Here is a 16,420-nt window from a genome sequence, read left to right as displayed (position 1 = left end):
TAGGCATATCAGGCGGGAAAGTTAAATTGACTGTTTGCTCAATATATTTTTTATTTCATTTGCTTCTTGTTGTATCCTTTGTCTTGATTTTTACTTCGAAAGAAGATCGAGTGAACGAAGATGGGAAATCCAATGGTAACGTTTTATCAAACGCAATTAAGCCGCAGTTTTTCAAGTAAAATAGTTACTTTAGAAGGAAATCATTATCTTCATTGGACTCGTTATAAAGAAATGAGTGCACACGTAAATGATTTCACGAAAACATTTGCAGGTGGTGTTCATTGAGGAAGCAGCTAGATAAAGGACCTCCTTGGGGGTTCTTTATCTAGCGGGATTATCAAATATTATTTGATAGAGCCTTAGCATTAATACGAGATTTTAATTCTTTATTGTTCAATAAGTTTTATGACATCACTTAAACTTTTTTCTGCCATGGATTGAAGTCGTAAATCATAATTTTCGAAAGGTAAAGACTTCGTTACTGGATTTGGCACAATTACGCATTTCAGTCCAGCAGCTAGAGCTGCTTGGAGCCCATTTAAAGAATCTTCAAATGCTAATGCTTCATTTGAGCTGATATTTAAGGCATCAACTGCTTTTAAATACAAATCAGGTGCCGGTTTTACCTTCTCAACATCATCCTGTGTGATAATAGTATTAAAATAGTTTAACACCCCAAGTTCATCTAAATAATGAGTTACCCACTCCCTTGTGGAGCTTGAAGCAATAGCAATTTTATATCCTAAATCGTTTGCTTCTTGCAAATAATCCTTTACACCTTCACGTGCCTGAGGTGTTTTCATCTTTTCTTTATAAATGCTTTCTGCTTTGGTATCAATTTCCTCAATATTACAGCTTTCTCCCAATTGTTGTTTGAAAAACTCGTAAAGTACTGTATTATCTGACCCAACGCTTTTTACATAATGTTCAAGGGGCAAATCAACATTATAATAACCTAAAGTTTCTTTATAAGCCTCAAACCAGGGAGTCTCTGTGTCTATAATTAAACCGTCGAAATCAAAAATAATTGCTTTTATCAAAGCTTTTTCTCCTTTCCACTCATGAGGATAAAATAAATACACCTTCATAAACTATATGCAATAAAGTTAACTCAGTATGTTCCAGTAATTCTGAACACCAATCGATTGCTCATGATTTCAATAATAGTCTAATAGTTTCTTTTTATGCGGATAAAGGAATATATATTGTATCGGTTCACGCTCATAATTAGGAGCACATTTCCTGACCTTTCAGTTTATTTCGTCAAATAAATTAATTCGGTCCTCTCCCTGCCGCAAAACCTTCATCGCCCGTTTTTTCTTTCCAATGTGAACAAAGATGACTCACTTCGTTTTGAAGATGAGGGAAGGCCAGTTTTCTCTTTTCTGGTATTCGTCTAAGCAGAATAGAAGGACTCGGTCACATGGCAGCCGTTCTGGCAAAGACAGCTGCTTGGATCACGCTGCATCGAGTCCTTTTTTTACCTTAAAATAGAAATGTTGTATTTTTCTCACTGTAATACAACATCATGAACAATTTTTGCATTGTGCTCCAGCTGAATACCGAAACACAGTTTTGCATAATCTTTTTTTACAATTGTCTATTTGGCAGGGAAAAGACTATTTACACAGTCTTCTTACTTATTCAACGAGACCAAGCTTTTTCAAACCGTGATAGACACCGGAATTTGTTACGTCTGTTGTTTGGTGCTTCGCATATGGCAAAAGGTTTGGATCTGCGTTCCCCATTGCAAAACCTTCGCCGACTATTGAGAGCATCTCTTTATCATTCATGGCATCGCCAAAGGCAATGGCGCTTTCTTTTGGCACGCCAAGATAATTTAATATTGCTTTGACAGCTTTGCCCTTATTGACCTTTTCCCTAATGACATCGTAGCATTGGGCCAGGCCTTCGATATTCACTTGGGATAAGTATATAAGATCGTCTTTTTCATAAAGAGAAACATCGCGATCAGCTAAATTTAATATCGTCATTCCTAAAACTTGATCGATGATATCATACGAAAACAACTCATTTTTTTGTAAATGAAATTTTTGAATGAAATTTTTCATAGCAGGGGAATCAAACGAGCTAAGGACATTTTTTTCTCTTGTATACATGACGAGCTCATGTCCATGGTGTTTGGCGGTATGCACAAAGTTTTGAACAATATCTGGATTCATCGGCTCTTTTAAAATCTCGCGGCCCCTATAAACCGTAAATGCGCCGTTATAGCCAATAAACGATTGAACGTTCAGCTCTTTGCCGATATGCGAAATTTCATGCAAAGGTCTCCCTGTTGCCAGAAAGACCTCTACACCTTGTTTCTGAACTGCAGCTACAGCTCTTTTCGTAGATTCTTGAATTTGATCATCCGGTGTCAAAATTGTTCCGTCTATGTCCAAAAATAAAAGTTTATATGTCATCTCCATAAACTCCCGTTAAAATTTATTTTGTTGTAAGATTTTATCATAAAATAAAAATTGTGAAAACTCTAACAAGATGAATTGTCTTGCAAAAATAGTTTTTGTGCCGGGCTGAAGAATGTTTGAAACATTTCAATTCGCAAATTCGTATATTGAAAAAACGGATACAGAGGTGGATTTATATGTCAGTAGTCAACATTTTAAAATGGGTAAGCGGGGGTCTTGAAGCATTTTTCGGAATTCCAGTTATAGGTGGAACGATTATATTATCTTTCCTATGGACGCCTTTGGCGTTTATGTTTGTACTGCACCTTGTGACGTTGATTTTTGCCATTATAACAAATAAAAACAAACATGGCAGCATTTTAGGAATTATTACTTCCTGCATTGCATGGATTCCGATTGTTGGAATGGTGATGCATATCATAACGGCAATTTTCCTCTTGATCGATGCATACCGTGAGTTTAAATATGAAATTTAATGTTTTTTTGCTTACAGGGTCTTAGACCCTGTTTTTTTTAGAAAAAAAGTTACTGACCTAAAAAATTGGATGTGTTATCGGCATCTGTGCCTTCTGCTTTCTAATCCAAGATGAGAAATGTCAGTCTTCAAAAGCTGAACAACTTTGGTACAAGCCGCGATGCTACGACAATTCAAATAGTACTTCCAAGCAGGAACTTCAGGCTGGGAAATATACGAAAGGCTTACCGTCCAAACACTTTTGGATGCTGATGGCAAATAATATATGAAGAACGAGTGCGTAGTGCGTAAGAGGGGAGAAGCTCCATTGAGAAAAAGATAAAGGACAAGCTTTTCGGCTTGTCCGAAATGAATTCGTATGAGATTTGATTGAAAAGGAGTTTAAGTCAACCCGCATGCCGGATACTTGCCTTATTCACAGCACTTTGCTTAAAAAAGCTTTTGTTCGTTCGTGTTTAGGATTGTTAAAAAGCTCGCTAGGTGTGTTTTCCTCTACAATATATCCGCCGTCCATGAAAATCACTCGATCGCTCACTTCTTTGGCAAATCCGATTTCATGCGTCACGACGACCATCGTCATTCCTTCCGCCGCTAATTCTTTCATAACTGTTAACACTTCACCGACCATTTCTGGATCGAGGGCGGATGTAGGTTCATCGAAAAGCATGATTTTAGGATTCATTGCCAACGCTCTGGCGATGGCCACCCTCTGTTTTTGCCCGCCTGATAATTCGTCAGGGTAGCTGTCGGCTTTTTCACTGAGCCCGACTTTTTTTAGCAGTGAAATCCCTCTTTCAATTGCTTCCTTTTCAGAAACTCCCTTTACTTTGACAGGTGCCAATATAATATTCTCAATTACTGTTTTGTGGGGAAATAAGTTAAACTGCTGGAATACCATGCCAACCTCTTGGCGCACTTTATTCATGTCCACGTGTGGATCGGTAATATCTTGTCCGTCGATGATAACTTGTCCTGAAGTAATGTCCTCGAGCTTGTTTAAACAGCGGAGAAACGTACTCTTCCCTGAACCGGAAGGGCCGATAACGCAGACAACTTCTTTTTCTTTAATGTCGACGCTGATATCTTTCAATACTTCTATTTTTCCAAAGTTCTTTTTTAAATGCTTCACCTGAATCATCCGGATTTTGTTCTCCTTTCAACAAAGCTCAACACCTTGCTTAAAGACAATGTCAGCACAAGATAAATAAGGGCGACGGTGAGGTACGGCTCCCATACAATATAATATTGCCCTTGCATTGCCCGTCCCCAATACATCAGTTCTGGAGTGGCAATAATCGCTGCAATCGACGATTCTTTAATAAGGACGACAAATTCGTTGCCAAGCGGCGGAATCATCCGTTTTGTCGCCTGCGGCAAAATAACGTAGCGCATCGCCTGTTTATGGCTCATGCCAAGCGATCTTGCCGCTTCCATCTGACCTTTGTCAATCGATTGAATGCCTGCCCGAAAAATTTCCGCTATATAGGCGGCGGAATTTAAGGAAAGTGCAACAATGGCAGCAATAACTCCATTTGTATCGCCGATTATCAGCGGTACGAGGCCAAAGTGGACAAGCAGCATTTGCACAAAAAGAGGCGTCCCTCGGAAAAATGTAACATACCATGTAAAGGGCAAGCGAATGTAAGGATTTTGCGCGATTTTCCCGATGCCGATGAAAAGACCTAAAACAGTGCCGATGGCGATCGCCGCAAGAGAAAGCCCAATTGTGACGAGCATTCCCTGGAAGAAAAAGGGCGCATATTCAGCTATCAGATCAAAACGAAAATTCATACATATATCTCCCCGCATGCATTGCCGGACAAGCAAAATGCCGGCGAAATGCTAAAAATTATTGCTGATTTTTTAATATATCGATATCTGGTTCTACACCAAACCATTTTTGGTAAATTTCACTGTACGTTCCGTTTTCCAATATTGAATTGATCGCTTTGTCAAGCTCTGCTTTCAATTTGCTTCCTTTCGGGAACATCAAACCGTAATATTCCGAATCAAAGTTTTCCGGATCTTTAATGGCTTTTAATTTTTTGTCAGGATTGTTTTTAATATATTCGTTGACAACGGCGTTGTCGGCCACAACAGCATCGGCGCCTCCGTTAAGCAGCTCCATGATCGCAAGAACGTTGTCTTCAAATTTTTTAACCGTTCCATCGCCGCCAAGTATTTTTTCGGCAGCGGTCTGGCCGGTTGTGCCATTTTGGACGGCAACCGTTTTTCCTTTCAGATCAAGCGCATTTTGAATATCGCTGTCTTCGGGAATTAAAATCATAAGTGTAGATTCAAAATATGGAACCGAAAAATCATATGTTTGTTTGCGGTCTTCTGTAATGGACACAGAAGAAGCTGCCAAGTCGGCTTGTTTGCCTTGAACTTCTGCAAACATTGGATCCCATCCGGTATGCTTGATGTCTACATCATATCCGGCCTCTTTCGCCACTGCGTTGATAAAATCGATATCAAAGCCGACAACTTCACCTTTGTCGATATATTCAAACGGTGCGTATGCCGCGTTTGTCACTACTTTCAATGTTTTTTTCTCATCATTGCCGGCTGCATCGTTTTTGCCGGAATTGTTCGATCCGCAAGCGGAAAGCATAAACAGCAAAGTTGCCATAGCCGCAAAGGCTATTATTTTTCTCAAATATTGATTCATGTTGTACCTCCTAAAAAAAAATATAGAAAACAAATTTTTGAAGATCCTTTCAACTTTATTCTGAAACATTATAAATGAACATGTATATTCTTTCAACAATTTGGATAATGATTCATACACATTTTTTATATGAAATGATTTACAATCCATTTTGATAATATAGTATTATAACATAATTTAACCACCGAAACTGCAGCGTGCCGATAAAAGTTTTGCATCTGATATAATGTCCTTAACAGCGTTTTGCTTTCGGGAAAAATGCTGCAAATAAGCGTTTTTTTTCCGATGTTGGAAGGAGTGAGATGATGAATATTGAAATGTTAGGTTCCGCACTGGAGAAGGTGCGCAGCCAAAATCCTCTTGTTCATAATATTACAAATGTCGTTGTCACCAATTTTACAGCAAATGGTTTGTTGGCGATTGGGGCTTCACCGGTAATGGCATATGCAAAGGAAGAAGTGGCGGATATGGCGAAAATAGCCGGCGCACTCGTCTTAAATATCGGGACGTTAACAAGTGATGTCGTGGAAGCGATGATACTTGCGGGAAAATCGGCAAACGAAAACGGCGTACCGGTCATTTTAGACCCTGTTGGCGCTGGCGCCACACCTTACCGGACAGAAGCTGCCCAACAAATATTAAAAGAGGTTCGTGTTTCCATCGTTCGCGGAAATGCGCCTGAAATTGCCAATGTTATCGGCGAAAAGCTCCAAATGAAAGGAGTGGATGCCGTTGGTTCAGCTGCCGATCCAGTTTTATTGGCTGAGAAAGCGGCAAAGCAGTTAAACGCTGTTGTCGTCATAACCGGGAAAGAAGACGTGGCGACAGATGGCCAAACGACATATCAAGTCCAGAACGGACATCCGATTTTAACAAAAGTAACGGGCACAGGCTGTCTGTTATCATCCATTATCGGCGCTTTTTCCGCAGTTGAACAAGATTTGCTCGTTGCCTCAGTGGCAAGCCTTGTCTCTTATGGTGTGGCGGCGGAAATAGCATACAGTGTGACAGAAGGCAGGGGACCGGGAAGCTTTCAAATCGAGTTTTTGAATCAATTGGAAAAAGTGACAAGCGACGACTTGAAGAAAAGGGGTTCATTTTGCCGAAAATAAGGGGCCAATGTTTTCAGCAATTTTTTTGGAAAATCTCAATACGCAGGTGATGGATTATGCCGAAAGTGACAGCAGATGAACTGCGAAAGCTTTTAAAAGTGTATTTTATTATGGGCAGTGTAAATTGCAAGAAAAATCCTCTTGATGTGCTTGAAGAAGCGATAGCGGGGGGGATTACCATCTTCCAGTACCGCGAAAAAGGAACAGGCGCATTAACGGGCGAGGACAAGCTAAAGCTCGGAAAAGAACTGCAAAAAATATGCCAAAAACATCAAATTCCTTTTATTGTAAACGATGATGTTGATCTGGCTTTGAAACTTGATGCGGATGGCGTTCATATCGGTCAGGAGGATGAATCAGCCGAAATTGTCCGCCAAAAAATTGGCGATAAAATTTTAGGAGTGTCGGCTCATACGTTTGAGGAAGCGGAAAGAGCCATTGCGCAAGGCGCAGACTATATCGGCGTCGGCCCCATTTTTTCGACGAAGACGAAAGAAGACGCCAAAAAAGCGCAAGGTCCGCAAATCATTTCCAGCATGCGCAACCAAGGCATTGCGATTCCGATCGTCGGCATCGGCGGCATCAACAGTGAAAATGCCGGACAAGTCGTTGCAAACGGAGCCGACGGCGTCGCCGTCATATCCGCCATAAGTTATGCGGACGATGTCAAGAAGAGTGCGGCAAAATTGAAACAGACTGTAGAATCATTTTTTTAGGAACAATCATTCGCAAATGGCGTGCAAAATCAAAAGAGGCGCCTTAATCCGGGCGCCTTTTGTTTATGTTTGGAGAAAACTGTGTTCAATGATGGTTGCGCTATTTTTCATACAGCGAAAGTCATCGTTGAATTGTGCGGTCTTTATCCTTTCTAAGGAACATCTGAAACGGTGTCAGCAAATGTACCTTTTGCTTAATAGGATCAAATTTGTTTTGCGGCGATGGCTTGCCGATACGCTTTTGTCGCTTCCACCATGATTTTGAGTGCATTGACAGTTTCGGTGACCGCTCTTGTTTTTAAACCACAATCAGGATTCACCCAGAACTGATGTACATCGAGTACTTTTAATGCACGGTCGATATTTTCGGTTATTTCTTGGACGGAAGGTATACGCGGGCTGTGGATGTCATAAACGCCCAAACCGATTTCCCGTTTATATTGGTACTTTTCAAAAGCATGAACAAGTTCTCCGTGGCTGCGGGACGATTCAATCGAGATAACGTCTGCATCAAGCTTATCGATCGCTTCCATCATATCTTCAAACTGGGAATAGCACATATGAGTATGAATTTGTGTTTCCGGTTTGACGGAGCTGGTGGCAAGTTTGAAAGCTTCGACGGCGTTTTCGATGTATTGATTTTGCTTCGATCTTTTTAACGGCAGCCCTTCACGGATAGCAGGTTCATCAACTTGAATCATTCCTATGCCGTTTTTCTCCAGAGCTAATACTTCTTCGCGGATGGCAAGGGCAATCTGGCGAAGAACGTCCGCATAGCTAATGTCATCACGGACAAAAGACCAGTTTAAGATGGTGACAGGTCCAGTCAGCATTCCTTTTACAGGTTTGTCCGTCAATGATTGGGCATAGACGCTTTCTTTGACGGTCATCGGCTGATCAAAGGCAACGTCGCCATAAATGATCGGCGGTCTGACGCAGCGCGAACCGTAAGATTGCACCCAGCCGTTTTTGGTAACAGCAATTCCTTTTAGTTTTTCTCCGAAATATTCCACCATATCGGTCCGTTCAAATTCCCCATGGACGAATACGTCTAAACCGAGCTGCTCTTGAATGTCAATCCATTTTTTTATTTCATTATTGATGACCGATTCATACTGCTCGTTTGTGTATTCGCCTTTCCGCCATTTTAAACGGGTTTGGCGGATTTCTTTCGTTTGCGGAAAGCTGCCGATCGTTGTTGTCGGTAGAATTGGCAAGTTCCATCTATTTTTATGCAGCTTGCGCCGAACAGAAAAGTCCACACGGTTCGTCGGGTAGGATTCAATCTTGGCGGCTGCCTCTTGCACGTTTCGGTTTGTCCGAAAATCAGAATTCATAAATTGCGTGTAATAACGGTCATCGTATCGTAAATCGCTTATACTTAATTCACCTTTTGCATATTGTGTCAGCTGATGGACTTCACTTAATTTTTCGTCTGCAAAGGAGAGAGCATTTTTTAAAATTTCCGGCAATTCGTGTTCATTTTTTACGGTAACCGGCACATGGAGCAAGCTGCAGGAAGGTTGAATGATCAATCGATCAACATCAACATGCTGAGCGAGAAAATCAATTTTGCTTGCTTTTTCTTCTAATGATGCCCTCCATATGTTGCGGCCGCTGATTAAACCGGCAGCCAATATTTTGTCTTTTGGAAACCCGAATTTTTGGATGTTTGCACTGTTGGCTCCCCCATCATGTACAAAATCAAGACCGATAGCAGCAACAGGCAATGAAACGATATGTTGATAGTGAGAAAGACTTTCAAAATAAGTTTGCAACAGTATGTTCAAAGATGGATTCGCTTCGTGAAAAGCTTCATACACTTCTTTAAACAACGGAATCAATGACTCATCAATTTCCTGAACGAGAACAGGCTCATCGATTTGCACCCACTTTGCGCCTGCTTGATGCAACTCTGTCAACAATTGAATATAAACTGGGATGAAAGCAGATAAATGCTTATAAAAATCTCGTTTTTCATATTTTTTCGCCAGCATTAAAAAAGTAATCGGCCCTAAAACAACAGGTTTTGTCTCAATATTTAGTTCGTCTTTTGCTTCATTGTAAAGCTTGAGCAGACGGTTTTCCAAAAAAGCAGGCGGCTTATTTTCCAGTTCCGGAACGATATAATGATAATTTGTATCAAACCATTTTGTCATTTCTAAAGCCTCGGCTTCTTCGGATCCCCTTGCCATTGCGAAATATGTTTTGATGGAACGGGGATCCATATGCTGGAACCTCGAAGGAATATATCCAAACATGAAAGCAGTATCGAGAACGTGGTCATAAAACGAAAAATCTCCTATGGGAATCAGCTCAATTCCGCTTTCATGCTGTTTCTTTAAGTTGGAAAGACGGATCTTTTTCAACGTTTCCAGTAAGCTGCTTTCAGAAATGTCTCCATTCCAAAATAATTCCAAAGCTTTTTTCCATTCCCGGCGTTCGCCAATTCGCGGATAGCCAAGATTTGAACTAATGGCTGCCATTACGAAAACCTCCCATTTGATTTTTGCTCAACACAATAAAAAAGCCCTCTTTACGCTAATAAAAGAGGGACTGGATATCCTAGCTCGTGTTGAGGCACCCAAATGGTTTCAACATGAACATGGCTTCTCACTCCTCCCTATGACGCGTAGGTCGTAGTGCATACAACAGGCAGGTCTCCTGACTTAGGTTCAACGCTTTTGATCTCCTTCCCATTTCTCTGGCAGAAACAGTGGCTGATGATCAAAAGCTCCCCATCACAGTGGCGCGACCGTGTTGGAATTTCACCAAACTTCCCTTTTAAGCGCATATTGCGGCTGCAATATGACGCACCTGTTGCTGGTACACATATGAAACTATAATTATCAGAATAGAGGATTTTTTTTTATTTTTCAACACCACATTTGCAATTAAAAAGAAAAATTTTTTAGGAAAGTAGATGGCTTGCGATTTCTTCCGCTTTACATGACAAAAACCCGCCAGAACATAAAGGTTTTCTGCGGGTCTTTACAGCGGTTGGGATTTTTCCGGAAAACAGTTATTTCGAGAGAAGGTTTCTTTTCACGCCTTTCTTTTTAGGATACATTTTAAATAATTGAGATTTACTGGAATAAAAATCTTGGTTTGCCGCTTTGATAAAAGAACCGGCTAAAAGGACAAAAATAAACAACAAAGGGAAACCGCCAATAATGCTAACAGTCTGCAATGTGGACAATCCGCCGAGGTACATTAAAATAAGCGGCAAAACGGAAAGAGCAAAAGCCCAAAATAAACGGTTCCATCGCAAAGGTTCATCGGCAACTTCTTTTTGGACAACAGATGCTAAAATATAAGAGCTTGAATCAAACGTTGTTGCTAAAAAGATCACGGCAAGCACAGTAAATACGGCAATCACAATGTTGCTTAACGGCAATTGTTTCAATATTCCGATAATGGCTGCTGATCCGCCATGTTCATCTAATGTAGCTGTTACATGGTATTGGCCTGTCAGTTCTAAAAATAATCCAAAGTTTCCTAAAATCCCAAAAAAGAGAATGCAGCCGAGCGTTCCATATACTACTGTTCCGAGCGTCATTTCGCGGACAGTGCGTCCTTTTGAAATTTTAGCGACGAACAAGCCGACAAATGGAGCGTACACGAGCCACCAAGCCCAATAAAATACCGTCCATGATTCCGGAAAGCCTGTTCGTTCAAACGGTCCTAAACTGTTAAAAGGTTCAGTCCATAAAGACATCCGCATGTAATGATCAAGCATGATGCCGATGCTGTTGACGGCCGTTTCCGCCAGAAAGACGGTCGGGCCGGCAAGGAAGACAAACACCAACAATAATACGGCAAGCCATAGGTTGATGTCGCTCAAAATTTTAATGCCTTTCCGCAAACCGGAGTAAGCGCTTGCTGCGAAGATCAATGTACAAATAAGCAAAACCACTGTTTGGAGTGTCATCGAAGGTTCGATGCCGGAAAGTTCATGAATTCCTTCTGTAATGAGCGGCGTCCCTAAAGCGAGTGTCGTTCCAGCTCCGCCCAGCAAACCAAACATAAACAAGACATCAATGATTTTGCCTATTGGTCCATCTGCTTTTTTGCCAATGAGAGGCCGGCACGCTTCGCTTACTTTTAACACCGGTTTTTTCTTTACATAATAGAAATAGCTGATTGGCAGGGCAGGGAGGCAATAGATGGCCCATGCCGTCGGTCCCCAATGAAAAATTCCATATGCGGCCGCCCATTCAACGGCTTCTTTTGATCTAGGTTCGATGCCAAATGGAGGTCCCGTATAGTAGTAAGCCCATTCAATCGTTCCCCAATAAAGAACACTTGATCCAATTCCAGCGCAAAAAAGCATAGCTGCCCAAGATAATGTCGGAAACTCAGCCTTTTCTAAAGGATCCCCCAGTTTGATTTTTCCGTATCGGCTAAAAGAAACATAAAGAATAAAAATCAATACTGCTGCACCCATGATTAAATACAATATTCCAAATTTTTGTGTTAAAAAGCTGCTGGCAGCTAATACAATGGCTTCGCCTTGTTCAGGGAATACTGCTAATGGAGCGGCTACAATTAACAGCAAAAGCAGCGCCCCGATAAAGGTCGGCCAATCCATAATGTTTCGATTCTTCATCAAATCCCCCTTTAAAAAAGATTACATTTTATTATATCTTTAAACAAAATTGATAGAAAGTTTAATTTTTCAGATTAATTTGTCGTAATAAGCTTTTTTATTCAATTTATTTTATTTTTTATAAGAAATCCTTATAAATGCTCTCGATTACGGCCAAATCCTTACGTTTCACATTTTGCTTGGCCGAAAAACAAAATCGATGAAATGGGCGTCTAAAAAAGTTAAACTTTGAGAAAAGAATATAAAAGAAAGGATGATGATGATGAATAAAGTGATCGAAACCATTTTAAACCATCGATCCGTTCGAAAATTTGAAGATCGGCCGCTTACGGATGAACAAATACGCTTAATTGTGGAATGTGCCCAATCGGCCTCGACTTCAAGTTACATACAAGCTTACTCAATCATTGGGGTGAAAAATCCGGAAACGAAAAAAAAACTTGCGGAACTGGCGGGGAACCAAGACTATGTGGAAAAAAGCGGCCATTTATTTGTTTTTTGCGCAGATCTGCACCGGCACGAACTAATAGGCGAAATGGAAGATAAAGACGTGACGGTATCCTTGGAAAGCACAGAAAAATTTATGGTTGCGCTTATTGATGCGGCATTGGCCGCGCAAAATGCTGCATTAGCCGCTGAGTCCATGGGGCTTGGCATTTGTTATATTGGCGGAATTCGCAACAATTTAGAGGATGTTTCGGCGCTGCTAAAAGTTCCTGATCGGGTCATCCCGCTTTTTGCCATAACGGTCGGCTATCCGGCCGTTGATACCGGAAAAAAACCCCGATTGCCTTTACATCATGTTTATCATGAGGAAGAATATGAGCAAAACGAAGAAATATATAAACAGGGGCTTCTTGAATATAATCAAATAGTATCCAAATATTATGAAAAACGTACAAATGGTGTCCGCAAAGATACTTGGACAGGGCAAATGGCTCGCGCTCTTTCAAATCCGGTGAGAATGTATATGAAACAATTTGTGGAAAGAAAAGGCTATAACTTAAAATAATATGAACAGTTTCTTGCCAAGTTGTCTCTGTTGCGGTATGGACAAATTGTTTGATGAAATAAATGGAAATCAATTTTGGGAACATGGAAACAATGAGATTATCCGTTTTTGTTAAAAATGGATAGATTTAGAAATTAGCTGATTTTCCGATCGTATAGTATGTAGAAAACAAAAAGACCGATGTGTGCGAATAGAAAAACCGGGCGTTGATGTTTTTCGCCCGGTTTTTCTTATGCGTCTATTAGCAATAGAGGCAATCATTCCTTTCGATTCACATGATTTCCTGTTTTGTGTCGGATTGATGGCGATTTTTTTACAAAATTTTAATCTTTTATTGACTGTTTATTGAATTCAAGTTTTTTTACATAAATTTGTGATAAAGTTCACTTACAACAGATGATTTTTGTTTCAAAGTGAATGGTTGACGTTTTTTGGCACATTTTTGAAAATCCTAGGGGGGATCACAATGCCGGCCAAACCAAGTTGGCTGAAGTTGGTTATGAAAGTTTTGCCATTATCCGTTTTGCTCCTGCTATCAGGATGCAGCGAACGGTTTGTCTTATTAAATCCAAAGGGGCCGGTAGCGGCTGTTCAAAAAGATTTAATCCTTTGGTCTGTTGGATTTATGCTTTTGATTATTGTCGTCATTTTTTCATTGTTTGCGATTATTTTGTGGAAATACAGGGAAAGACCTGACAATATGGATTATGAACCGCCCGAACAGCATGGGAATACAGTGCTTGAAATTGTTTGGACGGCGATTCCTGTGTTGATTGTCATTGCTTTGGCGATACCAACGGTTAAGGCGACTTTTGAGCTTGAAAAACCGCCGAAGGAATCTAGAGGAGTTGAACCAATTGTCATTCATGCGACAGCAGCCGATTGGAAATGGATTTTCAGCTATCCGGAGGAAAATATTGAAACAGTCAATTATGTCAACATTCCAAAAGATGTTCCAGTTGAATTTAAATTGACAGCTGTCGGCGGGATGAGCGCTTTATGGATTCCAGAGTTGGGCGGACAAAAATATAATATGGCTGGAATGGGAATGACTCTTTATTTGCAGGCTGATCATGTCGGTACGTTTAAAGGGCGGAATTCAAATTTTACAGGAGAAGGATTTGCCCATCAAACATTTGATGTGAACGCAATGGAAAAAGAAGATTTTTATAAATGGGTGAAAGAAACACAAGCATCAGCTCCATTGCTGACGAAAAAACAATTTAACGAAATCATCCAAGTCGGAGTTTTAAAAGATAAATTGACTTTTTCTGGAACACACTTGGCGTGGGTTGATTTTGCGAAACCAGGTGAGCATTTAGACAATATCCCTGCAAAAGAAAAGCACGGTACCATAAAATTGGAGGAAGTTGAATCTGATCATCATGATAATCGTGAACATGAAAGCCATCAGCACGAAGGACATTAATCGGAAGGAAGGAGGAACGTGCTGTGAAATGGGATGAATTTTTCGTTACCGGCGAACCCCTTATATATATGGCGGATGCAGCCATTGTATTAACAATTATTGGTATCGTTTTTGTATTAACCTATTTTAAAAAATGGAAATGGCTGTGGAAAGAGTGGCTAACGACTGTTGACCATAAAAAAATAGGGATTATGTATATTATTTCCGCCGTATTAATGCTATTCCGAGGGGGCGTAGACGCACTTTTAATGCGCGCCCAATTGACAGTGCCAAATAATACGTTTTTAGATTCACAGCATTATAATGAAATTTTCACTACACATGGAACCATTATGATTTTATTTATGGCAATGCCGTTCATATTCGGGATCATGAACATTGCAGTTCCTCTCCAAATTGGAGCTAGAGATGTGGCGTTCCCGTATTTGAATGCACTCAGCTTCTGGACGTTTTTCTTTGGCGCCTTGCTGTTCAACATTTCATTTGTGATCGGCGGCTCACCGGATGCAGGGTGGACGGCATACATGCCTCTTGCTGGAAATGAACTCAGCCCGGGGCCGGGCCAAAATTATTATTTATTAGGATTGCAAATTTCAGGGATCGGTTCATTAATCTCCGGTATTAATTTCATTGTAACGATTCTAAAAATGAGAGCTCCTGGAATGACTTTAATGCGCATGCCGATGTTTACATGGGCAACACTTATTACGTCTATATTGGTTGTTTTCGCTTTTCCGGTATTGACGGTTGCTTTAGCATTAATGACGTTGGACAGAATATTTGGCACTCACTTTTTTACGCTTTCAGGCGATGGAGTGCCAATGCATTGGGCGAACCTGTTCTGGATTTGGGGGCACCCGGAAGTGTATATTGCCATTTTGCCAGCGTTTGGGGTTTTTTCGGAAGTTGTCTCAACGTTTGCAAGAAAACGTCTTTTCGGTTATACAGCCATGGTTTGGTCCATGGTGGCGATTTCTGTATTAAGTATGCTCGTTTGGGTGCACCACTTTTTCACAATGGGTTCAGGAGCCCCGGTTAATGCATTTTTCTCTGTATCGACGATGGCGATAGCCATACCGACAGGGGTAAAAATCTTTAACTGGCTCTTCACTTTATATAAAGGTCGAATCAAATTCACATCTGCGATGCTATGGTCTTTGGCGTTTATTCCAACTTTCGTCATCGGCGGGGTTACAGGTGTGATGCTTTCGATGGCTGCGGCCGATTACCAATATCATAATACGTATTTCCTTGTAGCCCATTTCCATAATACGTTAATTTGCGGTACGGTCTTTGCTGTCTTTGCAGCGCTTCATTATTGGTATCCGAAAATGTTTGGCGTCATTTTAAATGAAAAGCTCGGCAAAATTACGTTCTGGTTTTTCGTCCTTGGCTTTAATGTATGTTTCTTGCCGCAATATGTTTTAGGATTTATGGGCATGCCAAGAAGAATTTACACATATCCGGCAGATGCCGGCTGGACGGAATTAAACGTCATTTCGACTATTGGCGCAGTTATGATGGGAATCGGCTTTATCTTCCTGTGTATTAATGTTGTGTACACGTACTTTAAAGGCGAGCGTGACCTCACGGGAGATCCTTGGGATGGCCGGACGCTGGAATGGTCTATTCCGTCGCCTGCACCGCATTACAACTTTGCCGTAACACCGCAGGTAAAAGGTCTTGACGCTTGGTGGATGATGAAGAAGGAACGGAAAGAAGGAAAAGAAGAAGAGGAGCCGGAATATAAACCAATCCATATGCCATCAAATTCGGGGCGGCCTTTCATCATGTCGATCTTCTTCTTTATAGCCGGCTTCGGTTTAGTTTTCGAATGGATGCCGGTTGCGATCATCGGATTGATCGGCGTTATCATCTGCATGATTTTGCGCTCTTTTGAATATGATGATGGATACTATGTGCCGGTCGAAGAAATTAAACAGACGGAAGCAGGGAGGGAGTAA

General features: G+C 40.9%; 14 protein-coding genes and 1 riboswitch. Of the genes, 7 read left to right on the top strand and 7 right to left on the bottom strand.

Going from position 1 to position 16,420, the window contains the following annotated elements; translation table 11 throughout:
- Positions 1-132 precede the first annotated feature (132 nt).
- A complete protein-coding gene (locus NSS70_RS19880) occupies positions 133-285 on the top strand; it encodes a hypothetical protein (RefSeq protein ID WP_339210672.1) in 153 nt (50 codons plus the stop codon).
- A 101-nt stretch (positions 286-386) separates the two neighbouring features.
- Here the strand turns inward: NSS70_RS19880 and NSS70_RS19875 are convergent, their stop codons facing one another.
- On the bottom strand, positions 387-1,037 hold the full coding sequence (locus NSS70_RS19875) for an HAD family hydrolase (RefSeq protein ID WP_339195854.1): 651 nt from the start codon (positions 1,035-1,037) through the stop codon (positions 387-389).
- A gap of 603 nt (positions 1,038-1,640) precedes the next feature.
- Complete coding sequence (locus NSS70_RS19870; protein ID WP_066251396.1) at positions 1,641-2,426, bottom strand: HAD family hydrolase; 786 nt, start codon at positions 2,424-2,426, stop codon at positions 1,641-1,643.
- 182 nt (positions 2,427-2,608) lie between these two features.
- On the opposite strand from NSS70_RS19870, the gene NSS70_RS19865 reads away from it, so the two are divergent.
- The gene (locus NSS70_RS19865; protein ID WP_063389087.1) at positions 2,609-2,908 is read left to right on the top strand and encodes a hypothetical protein; all 300 of its coding nucleotides are present in this window, start codon (positions 2,609-2,611) and stop codon (positions 2,906-2,908) included.
- 414 nt (positions 2,909-3,322) lie between these two features.
- On the opposite strand, the gene NSS70_RS19860 is transcribed toward NSS70_RS19865, so the two are convergent.
- From NSS70_RS19860 to NSS70_RS19850, 3 genes are read right to left on the bottom strand one after another with little or no spacing between them, the layout of a single operon-like run.
- Complete coding sequence (locus NSS70_RS19860) at positions 3,323-4,051, bottom strand: amino acid ABC transporter ATP-binding protein (protein ID WP_340882589.1); 729 nt, start codon at positions 4,049-4,051, stop codon at positions 3,323-3,325.
- Positions 4,042-4,698: an amino acid ABC transporter permease gene (locus NSS70_RS19855; RefSeq protein ID WP_340882388.1), complete on the bottom strand. Its 657-nt coding sequence runs from the start codon at positions 4,696-4,698 to the stop codon at positions 4,042-4,044. Before NSS70_RS19855 ends, NSS70_RS19860 begins: the two co-directional genes overlap by 10 nt.
- A gap of 58 nt (positions 4,699-4,756) precedes the next feature.
- Positions 4,757-5,578: a basic amino acid ABC transporter substrate-binding protein gene (locus tag NSS70_RS19850; protein ID WP_340882387.1), complete on the bottom strand. Its 822-nt coding sequence runs from the start codon at positions 5,576-5,578 to the stop codon at positions 4,757-4,759.
- Between the two features lie 305 nt (positions 5,579-5,883).
- On the opposite strand from NSS70_RS19850, the gene thiM reads away from it, so the two are divergent.
- Together thiM and thiE are read left to right on the top strand one after the other, a co-directional pair.
- On the top strand, positions 5,884-6,690 hold the full coding sequence (gene thiM, locus NSS70_RS19845; RefSeq protein ID WP_339198067.1) for a hydroxyethylthiazole kinase: 807 nt from the start codon (positions 5,884-5,886) through the stop codon (positions 6,688-6,690).
- 56 nt (positions 6,691-6,746) lie between these two features.
- Positions 6,747-7,406 (top strand): thiamine phosphate synthase, encoded by a 660-nt coding sequence (gene thiE / locus NSS70_RS19840; protein ID WP_339198064.1) that lies wholly within the window; start codon positions 6,747-6,749, stop codon positions 7,404-7,406.
- A gap of 203 nt (positions 7,407-7,609) precedes the next feature.
- Here the strand turns inward: thiE and metE are convergent, their stop codons facing one another.
- Both metE and NSS70_RS19830 read right to left on the bottom strand, forming a co-directional pair.
- Positions 7,610-9,892 carry a 5-methyltetrahydropteroyltriglutamate--homocysteine S-methyltransferase gene (metE, locus tag NSS70_RS19835; protein WP_340882381.1) on the bottom strand — a complete coding sequence of 761 codons (2,283 nt, stop codon included), beginning with the start codon at positions 9,890-9,892 and terminating at the stop codon, positions 7,610-7,612.
- 151 nt (positions 9,893-10,043) lie between these two features.
- Positions 10,044-10,242, bottom strand: a riboswitch (cobalamin riboswitch).
- Positions 10,243-10,428: 186 nt separating this feature from the next.
- On the bottom strand, positions 10,429-12,015 hold the full coding sequence (locus NSS70_RS19830) for a BCCT family transporter (RefSeq protein WP_339193631.1): 1,587 nt from the start codon (positions 12,013-12,015) through the stop codon (positions 10,429-10,431).
- 262 nt (positions 12,016-12,277) lie between these two features.
- Here NSS70_RS19830 and nfsA point away from each other — a divergent pair, with 262 nt between their 5' ends.
- The 3 genes from nfsA (at position 12,278) to qoxB (ending at position 16,420) form a co-directional block, all read left to right on the top strand.
- Positions 12,278-13,027: an oxygen-insensitive NADPH nitroreductase gene (gene nfsA / locus NSS70_RS19825; protein WP_339193629.1), complete on the top strand. Its 750-nt coding sequence runs from the start codon at positions 12,278-12,280 to the stop codon at positions 13,025-13,027.
- Between the two features lie 466 nt (positions 13,028-13,493).
- Positions 13,494-14,456: a cytochrome aa3 quinol oxidase subunit II gene (gene qoxA / locus NSS70_RS19820; RefSeq protein ID WP_339198058.1), complete on the top strand. Its 963-nt coding sequence runs from the start codon at positions 13,494-13,496 to the stop codon at positions 14,454-14,456.
- Between the two features lie 23 nt (positions 14,457-14,479).
- Complete coding sequence (qoxB, locus tag NSS70_RS19815; protein ID WP_063389079.1) at positions 14,480-16,420, top strand: cytochrome aa3 quinol oxidase subunit I; 1,941 nt, start codon at positions 14,480-14,482, stop codon at positions 16,418-16,420.

The sequence above is a fragment of the Aeribacillus sp. FSL K6-2848 genome (genome assembly GCF_038004325.1).
Taxonomy (GTDB): Bacteria; Bacillota; Bacilli; order Bacillales; family Aeribacillaceae; genus Aeribacillus; species Aeribacillus composti.
Note: the sequence above shows the minus strand (reverse complement) of the source record. Positions and strands in the feature narration are given on the sequence as shown.

Excerpts from the sequence above, each read along its gene's own strand:
- NSS70_RS19880 (WP_339210672.1), top strand. The coding sequence starts at position 133 with ATGGTAACGTTTTATCAAACGCAATTAAGCCGCAGTTTTTCAAGTAAA.
- thiE (WP_339198064.1), top strand. The coding sequence starts at position 6,747 with ATGCCGAAAGTGACAGCAGATGAACTGCGAAAGCTTTTAAAAGTGTAT.
- metE (WP_340882381.1), bottom strand. The coding sequence starts at position 9,892 with ATGGCAGCCATTAGTTCAAATCTTGGCTATCCGCGAATTGGCGAACGC.
- nfsA (WP_339193629.1), top strand. The coding sequence starts at position 12,278 with ATGAATAAAGTGATCGAAACCATTTTAAACCATCGATCCGTTCGAAAA.
- NSS70_RS19870 (WP_066251396.1), bottom strand. The coding sequence starts at position 2,426 with ATGACATATAAACTTTTATTTTTGGACATAGACGGAACAATTTTGACA.
- NSS70_RS19855 (WP_340882388.1), bottom strand. The coding sequence starts at position 4,698 with ATGAATTTTCGTTTTGATCTGATAGCTGAATATGCGCCCTTTTTCTTC.
- thiM (WP_339198067.1), top strand. The coding sequence starts at position 5,884 with ATGAATATTGAAATGTTAGGTTCCGCACTGGAGAAGGTGCGCAGCCAA.
- NSS70_RS19850 (WP_340882387.1), bottom strand. The coding sequence starts at position 5,578 with ATGAATCAATATTTGAGAAAAATAATAGCCTTTGCGGCTATGGCAACT.
- NSS70_RS19830 (WP_339193631.1), bottom strand. The coding sequence starts at position 12,015 with ATGAAGAATCGAAACATTATGGATTGGCCGACCTTTATCGGGGCGCTG.
- qoxA (WP_339198058.1), top strand. The coding sequence starts at position 13,494 with ATGCCGGCCAAACCAAGTTGGCTGAAGTTGGTTATGAAAGTTTTGCCA.
- NSS70_RS19865 (WP_063389087.1), top strand. The coding sequence starts at position 2,609 with ATGTCAGTAGTCAACATTTTAAAATGGGTAAGCGGGGGTCTTGAAGCA.